The sequence below is a fragment of the Hyphomonas sp. ske169 genome (genome assembly GCF_056850855.1).
This window is the reverse complement of the sequence record NZ_CP096146.1, coordinates 1,129,725-1,145,957: the sequence shown is the minus strand read 5'-3', so window position 1 is coordinate 1,145,957 and position 16,233 is coordinate 1,129,725. Positions and strand designations below refer to the sequence as shown.

The 16,233-nt window shown below is 55.3% G+C and carries 10 protein-coding genes; 7 read left to right on the top strand and 3 right to left on the bottom strand.

The window, feature by feature from the left end:
- Positions 1 to 71: 71 nt before the first annotated feature.
- Positions 72 to 2,141 carry a S9 family peptidase gene (locus MY069_RS05440; protein ID WP_482796054.1) on the top strand — a complete coding sequence of 690 codons (2,070 nt, stop codon included), beginning with the start codon at positions 72 to 74 and terminating at the stop codon, positions 2,139 to 2,141.
- A gap of 203 nt (positions 2,142 to 2,344) precedes the next feature.
- Positions 2,345 to 4,993, top strand: a complete 2,649-nt coding sequence (alaS, locus tag MY069_RS05435) for an alanine--tRNA ligase (RefSeq protein WP_482796053.1) — start codon at positions 2,345 to 2,347, stop codon at positions 4,991 to 4,993.
- Between the two features lie 5 nt (positions 4,994 to 4,998).
- Here alaS and MY069_RS05430 read toward each other — a convergent pair whose 3' ends face one another.
- Positions 4,999 to 5,469: an Lrp/AsnC family transcriptional regulator gene (locus tag MY069_RS05430; RefSeq protein ID WP_482796052.1), complete on the bottom strand. Its 471-nt coding sequence runs from the start codon at positions 5,467 to 5,469 to the stop codon at positions 4,999 to 5,001.
- Between the two features lie 134 nt (positions 5,470 to 5,603).
- Between MY069_RS05430 and putA the strand changes: the two genes are divergently transcribed.
- Entirely contained in the window at positions 5,604 to 9,248 is a 3,645-nt protein-coding gene (gene putA / locus MY069_RS05425; RefSeq protein WP_482796051.1) for a bifunctional proline dehydrogenase/L-glutamate gamma-semialdehyde dehydrogenase PutA, read from the top strand.
- A gap of 79 nt (positions 9,249 to 9,327) precedes the next feature.
- On the opposite strand, the gene ald is transcribed toward putA, so the two are convergent.
- Complete coding sequence (gene ald, locus MY069_RS05420; RefSeq protein ID WP_482796050.1) at positions 9,328 to 10,443, bottom strand: alanine dehydrogenase; 1,116 nt, start codon at positions 10,441 to 10,443, stop codon at positions 9,328 to 9,330.
- Positions 10,444 to 10,575: 132 nt separating this feature from the next.
- On the opposite strand from ald, the gene MY069_RS05415 reads away from it, so the two are divergent.
- From MY069_RS05415 to MY069_RS05405, 3 genes are all read left to right on the top strand, one after another.
- Positions 10,576 to 11,037 (top strand): Lrp/AsnC family transcriptional regulator, encoded by a 462-nt coding sequence (locus tag MY069_RS05415; RefSeq protein ID WP_482796049.1) that lies wholly within the window; start codon positions 10,576 to 10,578, stop codon positions 11,035 to 11,037.
- 161 nt (positions 11,038 to 11,198) lie between these two features.
- Complete coding sequence (gene purU / locus MY069_RS05410; RefSeq protein WP_482796048.1) at positions 11,199 to 12,056, top strand: formyltetrahydrofolate deformylase; 858 nt, start codon at positions 11,199 to 11,201, stop codon at positions 12,054 to 12,056.
- 30 nt (positions 12,057 to 12,086) lie between these two features.
- Positions 12,087 to 14,261 (top strand): FdhF/YdeP family oxidoreductase, encoded by a 2,175-nt coding sequence (locus tag MY069_RS05405; protein WP_482796047.1) that lies wholly within the window; start codon positions 12,087 to 12,089, stop codon positions 14,259 to 14,261.
- Here the strand turns inward: MY069_RS05405 and mobA are convergent.
- On the bottom strand, positions 14,256 to 14,876 hold the full coding sequence (gene mobA / locus MY069_RS05400) for a molybdenum cofactor guanylyltransferase (protein ID WP_482796046.1): 621 nt from the start codon (positions 14,874 to 14,876) through the stop codon (positions 14,256 to 14,258). The genes MY069_RS05405 and mobA overlap by 6 nt on opposite strands.
- A 486-nt stretch (positions 14,877 to 15,362) precedes the next feature.
- On the opposite strand from mobA, the gene MY069_RS05395 reads away from it, so the two are divergent.
- On the top strand, positions 15,363 to 16,145 hold the full coding sequence (locus MY069_RS05395) for a 3-keto-disaccharide hydrolase (RefSeq protein WP_482796045.1): 783 nt from the start codon (positions 15,363 to 15,365) through the stop codon (positions 16,143 to 16,145).
- The last annotated feature ends 88 nt before the right edge of the window (positions 16,146 to 16,233 follow it).

Sequence of the window (16,233 nt, the reverse complement as noted above, 5' to 3'; positions counted from 1 at the left end):
AAAGGCGTTGCTTGGCGCGCGCAAACTAACTAGGCCTGAAGGTTAGGGAATAGAGCGCACGGGAGCACCAAATGTATTTAAAACGAACCATATTCGGTTTGATGGTTGGCGGCATGGCGATCATGCCCGCCCTAGCAGACGATGGGGCCGAAGATACGAGCCGCAAATTCACCGCAGAGCGCGTCTTCGATATTGAATACGCCTCGGACCCGCAAATATCGCCGGACGGTGAGACGATTGTCTATGTCCGCCGCTCGATGGACAAGCTTAGCGATCGTGATCGCGGCGATATCTGGACGATTGATGTCAAATCCGGTGCGCATCGTCCGCTGATCACGGGTGGCGCTTCTTCCGGTGCGCCACGCTGGTCGCCTGATGGCAGCAAGCTGGTCTACACAACCGCAACCGACGGCAAGCCTGACCTGCGGCTCTACTATTTTGACTCTGATCGATCGGTGTCCTTGGGCCAGTTTAGCGCTGGGCCGGGCAATGCCGCTTGGTCGCCCGATGGCAGTACGATTGCGTTCACCATGTTCACGCCCGGAAAGACGCCGAGCTTTGCAACGCCGCCTGCAGCTCCAGAAGGCGCAACTTGGTCAGAACCGGTTCGCGTGTTTGATGATTTGCAGTTCCGCTTTGACGGGGCTGGATATCTCAAAGAGGGCGCGACGCATGTCTACACATTGCCGGTCGATGGCGGAACGCCGCGCCAGATCACATCCGGCGAAGCTGATTTTGGTAGCCCGACTTGGCTTGGAAATGACACGCTTCTCGTGGTCGGCAATGACGCCGAAGATCGCGACCTCGATCCAATTGAAAGCGAGATTTATGCGGTCAGCCTAAGTGACCTTTCCAGCACCGCGCTGACGACTCGAGATGGCCCTGATTTCAGCCCGTCTGTGTCGCCGGATGGCTCCCAAATCGCCTATCTTGGTTATGATGATCTGCTAAAATCGTATCAGCAGGCAGACCTTTATGTGATGAATGCTGATGGCTCGGAACAGGTTGAGCTGGCAGCGGACTTCGACCGCTCCTTCGGCACCGTCACATGGCATCCGAATGGACGCAGCCTTATCGCCCAGATCGAGAATGCGGGCGTGCTGGATGTTGTTTCTGTTTCGATGGAAGGCGAGGTTGAGACGCTCGCCACCAATGTCGGCGGCACCTCGATTGGGCGCCCGTATGCTGGCGGATCTTTCTCCATCTCAGACACGCGACGCCCAGTGATCGCCTACACAGCAGGCTCACCAGACCGCCCGGCTGAAATCGCGGTGATGGGATCCCGCATCAATGACCGGGTCCTGACAGACCTCAATTCTGACCTGCTAGACCATCTCGACATGGCAAGGATTGAGGAGATCAAAGTCCCGTCTCGGCATGATGGTTGGGAGATTGAAGCTTGGGTCGCGTTACCGCCTGGGTTTGAAGCTGATGGCACGGCGCCAATGATTATGGAAATTCATGGCGGACCGTTTGCGATGTATGGCCCTTACTTTGCCAGCGAGATTCAACGCTTTGCGGCAGAGGGCTATGTCACCGTCTATGTGAACCCGCGCGGTTCAACTGGCTATGGCGCCGACTTCGCCATGGCGATTGATCTGGCTTATCCTGGCTATGATTATGAGGACTTGATGAGCGTCGTCGATGCGCTGATCGAGCGCAATTATGTCAGCGAAGATCGCCTATTTGTCACGGGCGGTTCAGGCGGCGGTATCCTTACCGCTTGGATTGTCGGCAAAACAGACCGGTTCGCGGCAGCGGCCTCTGTGAAGCCTGTTATCAACTGGATGACCATGGCTCTGTCGGCAGATATCGCGCAATTCGTCCGGCGCCATTGGATACGCCAAGACCCATGGGAAAACCCGGATGCGTTCTTGGACCTTTCGCCAATCATGCTGATCGAGAATGTCGTGACCCCAACCTTGGTCATGGTCGGAGAAGAAGACTGGCGGACGCCAACTTGGGAAGCGGAGCAATTCTATACCGCCCTCAAACTGAACGGCGTCGACACCGCTTTGATCCGCGTTCCAGGCTCCCCGCACTACATTGCTGGGCGACCGTCTCGCTTGATTGCCAAGACCGACAATATCATGGGTTGGTTCGCGAAGTATGACCCGGAAAAGCAAAGCGAAGACGAATAAGGAATGAGCCCGCGATTTCGGTCGCGGGCTTTTTCTTTGCGGGTATTGGCTTTAATGGTCTGAAAATATTGAAATATTTGAATTTTTATTGGTCTGCGTTTTTCTCTCTTCACCGTCAAAAACCAGTAGATAATTCGCGGGCATAGACATATATCCATGCGCTAGGGCGTTCTTGATGGGACGCATGGGCAAAAGGAAGTTCTATGACGAGTGTCAACGATCTACGCGAAGCATTTCTGTCCTACTTTGAAAGTAAGGGACATCTCCGCAAGCCGTCTGCGCCTTTGGTGCCAGAGAATGATCCGACTTTGCTCTTCGTCAATGCCGGCATGGTTCCGTTCAAGAACATCTTTACCGGCGCGGAAACGCCATTTGCCCCGCGCGCCGCGACTTCGCAAAAATGCGTTCGCGCTGGCGGCAAACACAATGATCTCGACAATGTCGGCTATACGGCCCGGCACCACACCTTCTTTGAGATGCTCGGCAACTTCTCGTTTGGCGATTATTTCAAAGACGATGCGATCGCGTTCGGCTGGGAGCTGGTCACCAAAGAGCTCGGCCTGCCAAAAGACAAGCTGCTCGTCACGGTCTTTGCCGAAGATGATGAAGCCGCTGCGATTTGGAAAAAGGTTGCGGGCCTGAGTGATGACCGCATCATTCGGATCGCAACGTCAGACAATTTCTGGTCGATGGGGGACACCGGTCCATGTGGGCCTTGTTCCGAAATCTTCTTTGATCACGGGCCCGACATTTGGGGCGGACCACCCGGAACCCCTGAGGAAGACGGCGACCGTTTCATCGAGATTTGGAATTTGGTCTTCATGCAGTTCGATCAACAATCGGGCGGCAAGCGCACTAATCTTCCCAAGCCCTCGATTGATACGGGTATGGGACTTGAGCGCATCGCGGCGGTTCTGCAGGGCGTGCACAATAATTACGAGATTGATCTTTTTCAAAATCTGATCGCGGCTGAAGAAGAGGTTTATAAGCAAAAGGCGAAAGGGGATGAGCTCGGCTCATTCCGAGTCATCGCAGACCACTTGCGGACGTCTGCTTTCCTGGTCGCGGATGGAGTGACCCCGTCAAATGAAGGTCGCGGCTATGTCCTGCGGCGGATCATGCGCCGCGCCATGCGCCATGCCCACATCCTCGGCGCGCGCGAGCCGGGCATGCATAAGCTTGTGCCTGCACTGATCACGGAGATGGGTGCCGCTTATCCTGAACTTGGTCGCGCACAAGCGGCGATTGAGAGCGCGCTCGAACAAGAAGAAAGCCGCTTTCAGCGCACGCTGGGACGCGGGCTGGCGCTGCTCGATGAGGCCAGCACAGACCTCGTTGAGGGTGATACTTTGCCCGGCGAAACCGCCTTCAAGCTCTATGACACTTACGGGTTCCCGCTTGATCTCACGCAAGACATTTTGCGTGGCCGCGGCATGAGCGTTGACGAAGCCGGATTCGATAGTGCCATGGCGCGCCAAAAAGAAGGCTCAAAAGCTGCCGGGTTCGCGTCTGGCGATGCCGCCTCTGGCGAAGTTTGGTTCCGAGTACGCGATGCGGTCGGCGCCACAGAGTTTCTAGGCTATTCAGATCTCGAAGCCGACGGCGCGCTGAAGGCGATGGTTGCCGATGGCGCTCCAGTCGAAAAGCTAAAGTCAGGCGATCAAGCTGAAATCGTGCTCGACCGAACCCCTTTCTATGCCGAAAGCGGTGGCCAGGCGGGCGATCATGGCGTGATTGCAACTAAGTCTGCGCGCTTCATCGTTCGCGATGTGCAAAAGCGGGCAGGGGATCTTCACGTTCATATCGGCGAAATGGTTGAGGGTGAACTGGCTGTGGGCGACACGGTCAGCGCATCGGTCAATGGCGAGCGCCGTACACGGATCATGGCAAACCATTCTGCGACGCATCTGATGCATGCCGCCTTGCGCGACATCCTCGGAGAGCATGTCACGCAAAAAGGCTCGCTGGTTGAAGAAGAGCGGATGCGGTTCGACTTCTCGCATGGCGCGCCGGTCACGCCTGCCGAAATCGAAGCGATTGAAGACCAAGTTAACGCTGTGATCCGGCAAAACAATTCAGTGGGCGTCGCTGTGACCTCGCCTGACAAAGCGATCGAGGCCGGGGCTCTGGCTTTGTTTGGCGAAAAGTATGGCGACGAAGTCCGTGTCCTCAGCATGGGCGCGGACCTGAAACAGGCCGACAAAGCCTACTCGGTGGAGCTGTGTGGCGGCACGCATGTCGAGCGCACAGGCGATATCGGCACATTCGTCATCCTGTCCGAAAGCGGCGTTTCAGCTGGTGTGCGCCGGATTGAAGTGGCAACAGGCGCCGAAGCGATAGCGTTCCTGCGCAGCCGAGCCCAGGTCGCGCTCGATTTATCCGATCAGCTCAAAGTGCCGCTCAAAGACGTCGCCAAGAAAGTCTCAAGCCTGAGCGAAGAGCGCAAACCTTTGGAGCGCCAATTGGCTGATACCAAGCGCGCGCTTGCCATGGCGGGTGAGAGCGGCGCACCGTCAGGGCCGGAAGAGATCAATGGTGTGAACCTGATCGCGCGTGTCGCGGAAGGCGTTGGCGGTAAGGATTTGCGAGCGCTGATCGATGAAGCCAAGGCGCAAATGAAGTCAGGTATCGCGGTGTTTATCGGTGTGAATGAAGGCAAGGCCGCGGTCGCGGTTGGTGTTACCGAAGATCTAGTTGGAACGCATTCTGCGGTGGATCTAGTACGTGTCGCATCTGCCGAGGTTGGCGGCAAAGGCGGCGGCGGACGTCCAGACATGGCGCAAGCTGGGGGTCCTGATGGTGCGAACGCAGAAGCGGCGCTTGAGGCCGTGCGGGCTGCGCTGAAAGGCTAGGGCACTCAAAGCACGTAAACGCTGGATTCCTTGACTTGTTCCATCACCGGAAAGCTCGAAGTTTTGTCGACGCCCGGCAGCATGGATATCGTGTCTCCCAAGAATTGGCGGTAGGCCGACATGTCCTTTGTGCGGACCTTGAGCAGATAATCGTATCCGCCCGCCATCATGTGGCACGACATGATTTCTGGTATCGCCTTCACGGCCTTGTTGAAGGCATCAAGCGATGCCCGTTTTGTGTTGGATAGGCTAACCTGCACATACACAATATGCGCTTTCTCGATCTGGGCGGGATCAAGGTCCGCTCGGTAGCGCCGGATCACACCGCTGCGCTCGAGTCGTTTAACTCGGTTCAAGCAGGGCGTTTTGCTCAACCCGACGCGGTCCGCGAGTTCCGAAAATGCAAGCCGACCCTCGAGTTGCAGCTCGCTCAATATCTTTTTGTCGAATTCATCCAAGGTCTCTATTTTTCGCATAAACTAGTCCATATGTTCAGAATGATCATAGAAAAAGATATTATGGTCTGAATAATTGGTGAAATACAGTCTCAAAGCTGCGCAAAGTCGGGCATTCTTAGCGACGAAATTGCTTAATTGATGCGAGCCTGACCATGCGACTTGCGCGAGACCCTTCGACCGCCTGCGAATATTCAAAATTGTCGGCCTATTATCTTAAGTCTGAGCCAGATCTCATGCGTGAGCTGTTGGGTCTGATTGAGCTCGATGCGCGCACCCGCACAGACATCGAGCACGAAGCTGCTGCCTTAGTGGCCGAAATCCGTCGATCGGGCAGTGCGAAAAGTGTGTTTGACGATTTGCTTCAGGAATATGGCCTATCCACCGAGGAAGGCGTGGTGCTGATGCGGCTGTCTGAGGCGCTTATTCGAACGCCTGATTTCGCAACCTCCCGCGCCCTCATTCGCGACAAGATTAGCGAAGCTGATTGGCGCGCGCATGCAGGGCAGAGCGATTCCTTCTTGGTCAACCAAGCCACGACTGGGTTAAGGTTCACGTCGGCTTGGATCGCGGCAACGGGAGGAACCGCGGGTTCAAATCTGCTCGCCAAGCTCGGCGACCGGGTCATGGATCGCGCGATGACCCAGGCCATGGCGCTCATGGGGAGGCATTTCGTTCTCGGACGAGACATCGAAGAAGCCGTGGCAAATGGCCGACAAGACGAACAGAATGGCGTTGCCCATTCCTACGACATGTTGGGGGAGGCCGCATACACTCATGCCGATGCGCAGCGCTATTTCGAGGCTTATCTCGGTGCGATAAAATTTTTGGCCAAGCGCGAAAACCCAACACGAACAGCGCTTCAGAAGAGCGGGCTCTCAGTAAAACTCTCCGCTCTCCACCCGCGCTATGAATACGCCAAACGCGAAACCTGCGTTCCGATTCTGGTTGAGCGCGTGGTCGAGATCGCGAGAATTGCGGCGGATGCCGGGCTTTGGTTGAACATCGACGCCGAAGAAGCCGATCGATTGGAACTATCGCTGGAGATATTCACACGCCTCCTCAATGAGCCTTCGCTCAAAGACTGGCCAGGATTGGGCATGGTGGTTCAGGCGTATCAAAAGCGGGCCATCCCGGTTTTGGATCATCTAGAGACTCTCGCAGAGAATACCCGCCGCAAGATCTCCGTGCGACTGGTTAAAGGGGCGTATTGGGATTCAGAAATCAAACGCGCTCAAGAGCTCGGGCTCTCGGACTATCCGGTCTTCACGCGCAAAGAGAATACGGATGTCAGCTACCTGGCCTGTGCGCGAAAGCTGCTGACGGGCTCAGAGCGTATTCTCCCGCAATTCGCGACGCACAATGCCCACACAGCGGTCGCGATTGCACAGATGGCGAACAAGGATCGCGCCGTCGAATTTCAGCGGCTGCATGGCATGGGCGCCGCGCTGCATGAGAAGCTGTTTCAACAATATGGCGTCCAAACCCGGATCTATGCGCCAGTTGGAAGCCATAAAGACCTGCTCCCGTATTTGGTTCGAAGATTGCTCGAAAACGGCGCCAATGGCTCCTTCATCAACCAAATGATGGCCGAAGACATCCCAGCGCATGAGGTCACGCGTGACCCGATGACACTCGTCGAGACAACAGGCGGGACACGTCATCCCAAAATCCCAACACCCGTCGATATCGTTGAACCGGGCCGCCTTGCGGCGCGCGGTTTAGACCTAACGCAATCTGAGACCGAGGCCGAATTCGAGCGGCGGGTCAGCTCGCCGGAAACCTATGAGGTCTCGAGCTTCGTTGGTGTCGAACAGGCAGGCAGATTAATAGAAACCAAGCATAGCCCGCAGGATGGTCGGCAACGCGTTGGCACGGTCGCATGTGTCCAGCCGGATGACGTGAGCAGCGCGGTAAAAACCGCTCTAGCGTCCGATTGGCCAACAATGCGGGCCGCTGACCGGGCCGGCATCTTAAACCGCGCAGCCGATTTGCTCGAGCAAGAGATGCCAACCTATCTCGAACTTTGCGTGCGAGAGGCCGGTAAAACGCTGCCGGACGCTGTCGCCGAAGTTCAGGAAGCCGTTGATTTTTGTCGCTATTATGCCGCGCAGGCGCGCCAAAGCCGCATCGCGGACCGCGAGGCGCTCGGCGTCGTGGCGTGTATCTCGCCATGGAACTTCCCGCTGGCAATTTATCTTGGCCAGGTTGTTGCTGCGTTGAGCGTAGGTAATACCGTCATCGCTAAGCCTGCGGAGCAAACGCCAATCATCGCTGCTAAAGCGACTGAGCTGCTCTATCGTGCGGGCGTGCCCAGACGCGCGCTGCAGCTCTTATTGGGCGATGGTGCCGCCTTGGGATCCGAGCTGGTCCGCCATCCTGATATTAACGGTATTTGTTTCACCGGCTCAACGCGAACGGCAAAGCTGATCGCTGGAAATCTAGCCGATACCAAACGCGGTGATACCCCTTTCATTGCTGAAACGGGCGGTATCAATGCGATGATCGTGGATTCAACTGCGCTGCTTGAACAGGCGGTGGAAGATGTCGTGACCGCCGCCTTCCAAAGTGCTGGCCAGAGATGCTCAGCCTGCCGCATCATCTGCGTTCAGTCGGACGTGGCGGATGCCTTTGTCGAGATGCTGACCGGCGCCATGCACACGTTGGAAATTGGGGATCCCAGCAAGCTCTCGACAGACATAGGCCCCGTGATCGACGCTTCAGCGAAACATATGATTGAAGATTACAAAGCCGAAGCGCGGCTCCGATATAAAGTGACTGTCGATCTTCAACCCGGCTCGAATTGTGCCCACGGTCATTTTGTCGGACCTTGTTTGATCGAAGTCGACCGCGTGCGCGATGTTGAACGCGAAGTGTTCGGCCCCGTCTTGCATCTGGTTCGGTTCGAAGCCGACCAGCTAGATGAGCTGATCGAGGAGATCAATGGGCTCGGTTATGGTTTGACACTTGGGCTACATACACGATTGGATAATCGTGTAGACGCGGTTGCGAAGCGCGCGCATGTCGGAAACCTCTACGTCAATCGCAACCAAATTGGCGCCGTTGTCGGTGTGCAGCCCTTTGGCGGTGAAGGGCTGTCAGGAACAGGACCCAAAGCGGGCGGTCCGCATTATCTGTTTGGATTGACGAAATCGAAGTGCGAGATCCAACCCTCGGCGACGCCGTATCCTCGCACGCAGAACGGCGTTGCTGAGACGGCTCCCACTCGCGAAATCACCAGCATTGCGAAACAGGCTGCTCTCATCTGGCAAGATCAATTTTCGCTTTCGCAAAGAATGGAATTGCTCCAGCAAATGTTCCCCAATCTGAATGCCGAAGAGCTTGCCTATAAAGAGGTGACCACGCTGCCCGGACCGACCGGAGAAGACAACACGCTTCATCTGCGCCCGCGCGACGTGATCCTGTGCTTTGGCGGCGACACTATTGAGCAAACCAGGCAGCAAGTGGCGCGCGCGCTCGCGTCAGGGGCATCGGTACTATTGGCGGATAAACGGCTTTCAGCCACTGTTCCAGCGGAGCCTTGGGCAAAACTGCCGCCTGGCCTCGTTCAAACGGTCGATTACGAAACCGGACTTGCCTGCGTAGATTTGGAAATCGATGGCGTGGTTGCAGATGGCAGCGCCCGCGCGGAAGTATCGGCATTGAATTGCCGCCGGCCAGGCCCGATCCTACCCATCCTTTCCGGGAGCGATCCGGTGGAGCGTTTCCTCAACGAACGAACAGTGACAATCAACACGACCGCTGCGGGCGGGAATGCGAGCTTGCTGGCGATGGATTGAGGCGATCGGGCACTGATCAGTTGGGTACAGAAGGCTAGCCTCTGCGCAAAGCTTTCCCTCGCAAATCCCAACCCGATCTCTAAGAGATCAACTCACTTGGTGCTCGCGTCTCGATACCGAGCGCTTCGCCGACGGCTTTATAGGTGAGGTGTCCTTCACACACATTCAGACCGTTCAAGAGATGTGGGTCTCGAGACAGGGCCTCTTTCCAACCGAAGCGGGCGATGCGTTTGGCATGGACAAGCGTTGCGGCGTTCAGTGCATAGGTGGATGTACGGGCGACGGCGCCCGGCATGTTCGCTACGCAATAATGGATGATCTCATCGACCTCATAGGTTGGATCGTCATGCGTGGTCGCGCGCGATGTTTCAAAGCAGCCGCCTTGATCGATCGCAACGTCGACGAGGACGGCGCCTTTTTGCATGGTCTTCAACATTGGGCGTGTGATGAGTTTCGGCGCCGCTGCACCTGGGATCAGGACGGCGCCCACGACCATGTCCGTGGTTTTGAGCAGTTCATCTAAAAGCGCAGGTGTCGAGCGGATGACTTTGGCGCTCGCCCCGAAATGTGCGGAGAGGCGCTCCATCACGCGATTGTCGCGCTCTAGAATGGTGACGTCGGCTTGCATGCCAACGGCCATTTGCGCGGCATTGAACCCAACGTCTCCGCCGCCAATGACCAGGACTTTGGCGGGCGCCACACCTGGGACGCCGCCCAGCAGGACGCCGCGTCCACCAGCGTTCTTTTGCAGGGCTGCTGCGCCGACTTGGATGGCCAGACGGCCTGCGACTTGGCTCATGGGCTTAAGCAATGGCAGATCGCCATCTTCGCTCGTGACGGTTTCGTAGGCAATGCAGACCGCGCCCGATTTGATCAGGTCTTTGGTTTGGTCTGGGTCGGGCGCCAGGTGCAGATAGGTGTAGAGAATTTGCCCGGGGCGTAACATGGACCGTTCGACCGCTTGAGGTTCTTTGACTTTGATGATCATGTCGGCGCGGTCGAACACCTCTTTGGCCGTGGTCACGATTTCTGCGCCATGCGCGCGATAGGTCTCGTCATTGGCCCCAATGCCCATACCAGCATTGGTTTCGACGAGGACTTGATTACCATCATTGACGAGTTCGGCCACGCTCTCGGGCGTGAGGCCGACACGATATTCGTGGTTTTTAATCTCTTTTGGGACACCGATCAGCATGGCAAACTCCTCTCATGGTTGCGCACGGTTTAACCGATTTGGCGCCGGATTTTTTCTCAGAATTCCCGAAACTGAGATATAAAGTCGGAAATAATTCGACAAAATCTGTATCGGGAGCTATTTATTCTCAACATGGATCAAATAGACCGAAAAATACTCGCGGCGCTGCAATCAAATTGTCGTCGTCCCATCGCAGAAATTGCTGAGCAAGTTGGCATGTCTCTTTCAGCCTGTGCGCGGCGGATCACTTTATTGGAAGAGAATGGATACATTGATGGCTATGGCGCTCGATTAAGTGGCGACAAGCTGGGCTTTAGCATGATCTTTTTCGTCGAAGTCTCACTCGATAGCCAAACCGAAGCGGCGCTCGCGACATTTGAGAAGGCCGCGAAACGCCGCCCCGAAGTGCTTGAATGCCATTTGATGACTGGCAATGCGGATTATTTGATAAAAGTCGCGGCGAACGACACCCGCGATTATGAGTCGACCTATCGAAAAGTGATCGCAGCCCTGCCGCATGTCAGCCGTATCCAAAGCTCGCTCGTGATGAAAACGGTGAAACCTTGGCTCGGTTATCAAGTCTCTGGAACGTAATTGTTCGGCTGGACCTCGTGATTGCGGGGCTCCGAGGCCAGTTGCGCTTCACAGAACGCATTGGCGATTGGCCGCTTTTGTTTTAGGTGCGATCCGCGAGCCGGTGGCGCGAAACCTGCGAGCGATGCAGCCTGTCTTGTTTCGATAAATGGAAGTCAAAAATGAAACCCTCCTGGATCCTTCTATTTACGTGCCCAGATGCCCCCGGCATTCAGGCCTTCGTTTCGACTTTCATTCATCAGAAGGGCGGATTCATCGATGATGCGATCGCCCATAGCGACCACGAAACAGGTCAATTCTCCTCTCGAATTGTATTCCGCGCTGCGGATGAAACGCCGCTGGATATTGAGGCGTTTAAATCTGATCTGACGAAAGAGGCCGAGCGGTTCAAGATGAATTGGTCCGTGACGTCGTCTGGCGAGAAGATGCCGACCGTGATCGCGGTTTCGAAATTTGGGCATTGTTTGAATGACCTTTTGCACCGCTGGAAAATTGGGGCACTTCCGATCGATATTCGCGCAATCGTGTCCAACCATGACACGATGCGGCCAATGGCGGAATTCTATGGCCTTCCGTTCCATCACATTCCGATCACTAAACAGACCAAGATGGAAAGCGAGGCGGAATTCCTCAGAGTGGTCGAGCAAGTTGGCGGTGAGCTGGTTGTGCTGGCGCGCTATATGCAGATTTTGTCTGATGGATTGTCCGCGAAATGGTCGGGACGCTGCATCAATATCCATCATTCCTTCTTGCCCAGCTTCAAAGGCGCAAAACCCTATCATCAGGCCTATCAACGCGGTGTGAAACTGATCGGTGCCACCGCGCATTATGTGACCACGGATCTGGATGAAGGCCCGATCATTGAACAAGATGTCGAACGCGTTGATCATTCTCAAACCCCAGAGCTTCTGGTAGAGCAGGGCAGAGACATTGAAGCGCGTGTCCTATCCCGCGCGGTGAAATGGCATGCCTCGCGACGTGTGGTCATGCTTGGTCAAAGAACGATTGTCCTGCGCTAAGGAAGGCGGAGCGCCAATCGAGGAGTTGCGATGAGCAAGGCGCAGATTGGCGGCGGTGCAAAGAAAATTCTGTACACGCTGGATACGGTCAGACGTATCGGCCTGCGGAACTCTGCAAAAGCGCTGTCTGCGAAGAACACGTGCAAGGCCTGCGCGCTCGGCATGGGTGGCCAGCTTGGCGGGATGACCAATGAGTTGGGGGAGTTTCCCGCGGTCTGCAATAAAAGCGTTCAAGCCCAATCAACAGATATTCAACAGCCCATTCCGGAAGAGATTTTCAATCACACGATCTCGGAATTTCGCGACCTCTCTCCGCGAGAAACTGAGCGATTGGGACGCTTGAACACGCCGATCTATAAGGCTGCAAATTCTGACACGTTCTCAGTAATCGATTGGGACGAAGCGCTCGGGCTTGCGGCGGCTCGATTGAGACAGGGCGATCCGGATCGAAGCTTTTTCTATTCCTCAGGCCGTTCGTCGAATGAAGCAGCGTTCGTGTTCCAGCTCTTCGCGCGTTTGTACGGCACGAACAATGTCAACAATTGCTCCTATTACTGTCACCAAGCGACGGGCGTGGGGCTGGGCGCGACGATCGGAACAGGCACCGCGACGGTCGAGCTTGCGGATCTCTCCAAATGCGATCTGATTTTCTTGATTGGCGCGAACCCATCCTCCAATCATCCGCGCCTGATCCATCAGCTCAAGCAGATTCGCGATCGCGGTGGCCAAGTGATTGTCATCAATCCAGCCAAAGAGCCTGGGCTGGTCAAATTCGCGGTGCCGAAAAGCCCCAAATCTCTGATCGCGGGCGGGACGGAAATTGCCTCGCTCTACCTACAGCCAAGAATTGGCGAGGATTTGGCCCTGTTCAAAGGGCTGGCCAAAGCCATCCTTGAAAAAGGTGCCCACGATGATGCCTTCATTGAGGCCCATACCGAGGGTGCCGACGCTTATTTGAACGATATTCGAAACACTTCGTGGGATGAGATCGTCGCGCGGTGCGGTGTCTCGCAGTCGAGTATCGAGCAGGCGGCAACTCTCTATGCGGACTCCAAGTCGGCGGTGTTTGCTTGGGGCATGGGCATGACCCATCACCTAAACGGGGTCGATAATATCGAAGCGATCGCAGCGCTTGCCTTGATGCGCGGCATGATCGCAAGACCCGGCGCGGGTCTGCTGCCTCTGCGCGGGCACTCGAACGTTCAGGGTGTCGGAACGATCGGCGTCAAACCGGTATTGGCCAGCGATGTGATTGCCAAAATCGAGCAGGCGTTTCACGTGTCTTTGCCCGAGAAGACGGGCATGGACACGATGGCCTGTATGGAAGCGGCGCATCGCGGCGAGATTGACAATGCCATCATCATGGGCGGCAACCTGTTTGCGGCAAATCCAAATTCTGCGTGGGCGAGCGAGGCCTTGTCGCGGATCCCGTTCAAACTGTTTTTGACCACCACGCTCAATCAAGGCCATGTCCATGACTGTGACGACAGTGAAACCCTCATTCTGCCGGTGACGGCGCGTGATGAGGAATGGGAATCCACCACACAAGAATCCATGTTCAATTTTGTCCGCCTGAGCGATGGCGGCATCGATCGCCTGGGCGGTGTGCGTCCAGAGAGTTTCATTCTGTCGGATTTGGCGAGCGCGATTTTGCCAGACGCACCGATCGACTTCCAAGCGTTCAAACGTCATCGCGAAGTCAGAAAAGCCATCGCTGAAATCGTACCTGGCATGTCGGACCTTGCGCATATTGATGACGCAAAGCGTGAGTTTCACATCCAAAACCGAATCCTACACGCGCCGACTTTCCGAACGCCATCTGGCAAAGCGCAGTTCAAGACGCACCGTTTCCCCGACGAACGGGAACAAGGGCGGTCTTTCACGCTGTCCACGGTGCGCAGTGAAGGGCAGTTCAATTCGATCATATACGAAGAAAAGGACTCCTATCGCGGCACCCAAACACGGTGGTGTGTGATGATGAACCCTGACGACATAAAAGCGCTCGAACTTGGCGACGGCGATACAGTCACTTTGCGGTCTGAGAACGGCGAAATGCGCGACGTGACGCCCTATCCATTCGACCTGCCACGCGGGGATGTGCTGGCTTATTATCCTGAGGCGAATGTTCTATTGGACACGGCGGTCGATCCGCGCAGCCGAACGCCGTCGTTTAAATATACGCGGATTGATATTCAGCGCTCATGACGCCTGCGCGGAGCGCAGGCATCGCTTCGCGTCTTCTAAGTGTTCGGGCGTATTGATGTTCAAAAACGCGTGGGCTGGCGCGTCAGAGAAATCGACGATTTCTGCGTCACAGATTTGAACCCATTCGTGCACGGATCGTACGCCCGCATCGATCGCCTCTTCTAGCTTAGGGAGGAGCTGGATTTCCCAGATGCCGAACATCGGATGCAATTGATCACCATATTTCGCGACTGCGGACGAGCCACTTCGGTTGAGCCTGTTCACTAGGTTCTCGGGAAAGAACGGCACATCGACCGGTGTCGCTAAAACCCAGGTTTGTCCTCGCGATTGCGCCCAGGACAAGACTGCGTGCAGCCCCGCCAGCGGACCGAGCTCTTCGGTCAGGATATCTGCAAAAACGGGCACATCATCGGGCAATTCCGGCGCTTGCTTAGCGTTGACGGCAATCGGCCCAGACGTTTGACAGCGCACGCGATCGATCATGTGCTGTATCAGCGTTTTCTCACCCAACACAGCATCGGCTTTCGGGCGTCCAAACCGCCTTGACGTCCCGCCTGCGATAATGGCGCAAGGAAGATCAGGTTTTGAGGCGTCCGTGACGTTCATGTTGCCCATTTAGGGTGTCATATCGGCCCAGCGCAATCCCACAAACCAAGCGCCCTCATGATGAGGCCGACTTTGGTCGGTTCAATTCGCAGTGCCGTCGAAGTCTCGAAAAATTTTGGAGCGGGCGATGCGCTTCCTGTGAAAATAAAACCTGTTTAAATACAGTTGTTTGAGTGCTGAGCATTGGTTTTTGTAGCCCAATTTGTATCCAAAATGTATCCCAAATTAAGCTCGCAGATTTCAATACCTGGAGTTTTGGAAGGTCTCCGTATTTAAGTGCGCATTGCATGAGCAGTTGCAACCTAACGCTTGAATTTTCCATTCCAAAGTTTGACTGCAACAATTAGCGAGGAGGAGACACCTATGCTCGATAAGACACAACCTCGAAGCAGACGGTCGTACTGGCCAGTGTCTAGACTTGTTTCGAATTTTCGAACCGATCAACATGAAACAAGAAGCTCGTCTGTTTCCACGAAACTACGGGCGAGTCGGATTGTGCAGGCTCTGTTTTTTGTTGCCGCTTCGTCGTGCGTCGCAGCGTGCGCGGGTACTTCAAAATCAAATGTCTCCGAGCAACCATGGGTCAGTCTTTTTAATGGAGAAGATTTGACGGGCTGGCAGGTCAAATTTGCGGGTCATCCTCTAGGTGTGAACTACAAAAACACATTTCGCGTTGAGAACGGATATTTGTCGGTGAACTATGACGAGTACGAAACGTTCGAAGGCGAGTTCGGGCACCTTTTCACAGAGCAGACATATTCACACTATCTGTTGAGACTCGAATACCGAATGCTCGGAGAGCAAACGCCTGGTGGTCCAGTTTGGGCCTTAAGAAACAACGGGATTATGCTTCATAGTCAGTCCCCCGCCAGTATGGAACTGGAGCAGCTATTTCCTCGCTCAATCGAAGTCCAACTCCTTAATGGCACAGAAAAAGAAGATCGCTTCAACGGAAATGTGTGCACACCGGGAACCCACATAGTGATCCAGGGAGAGTTGCAGACGCAGCATTGCATCGATTCAAGATCAAGAACCAACTTCGGTAATGCGTGGGTGTCTGTTGAGATTGAGGTGAGAGGTGATGAGTACATTCTGCAAAAGATAAACGGTGTTCCAACTATGCAGTATTCTCATCCCCAGATTGATCTAAACGATCCGGGGTTTCCAACGATCGGCCTTATTGACCGTGCCGTCATAGAGCAGGGCCACATCGCGATCCAAGCCGAAAGCCATCCCACGCAATTTCGAAAGATCGAAATTCTAATCCTCGATCAATAGCTGCACTTACAAAAACTCGGTGCGATCTTTGAACGGATTGATGTTTGTTTGGGGATCTTGAAGAGGCGCGAGAAGCACTTTGCGGGGT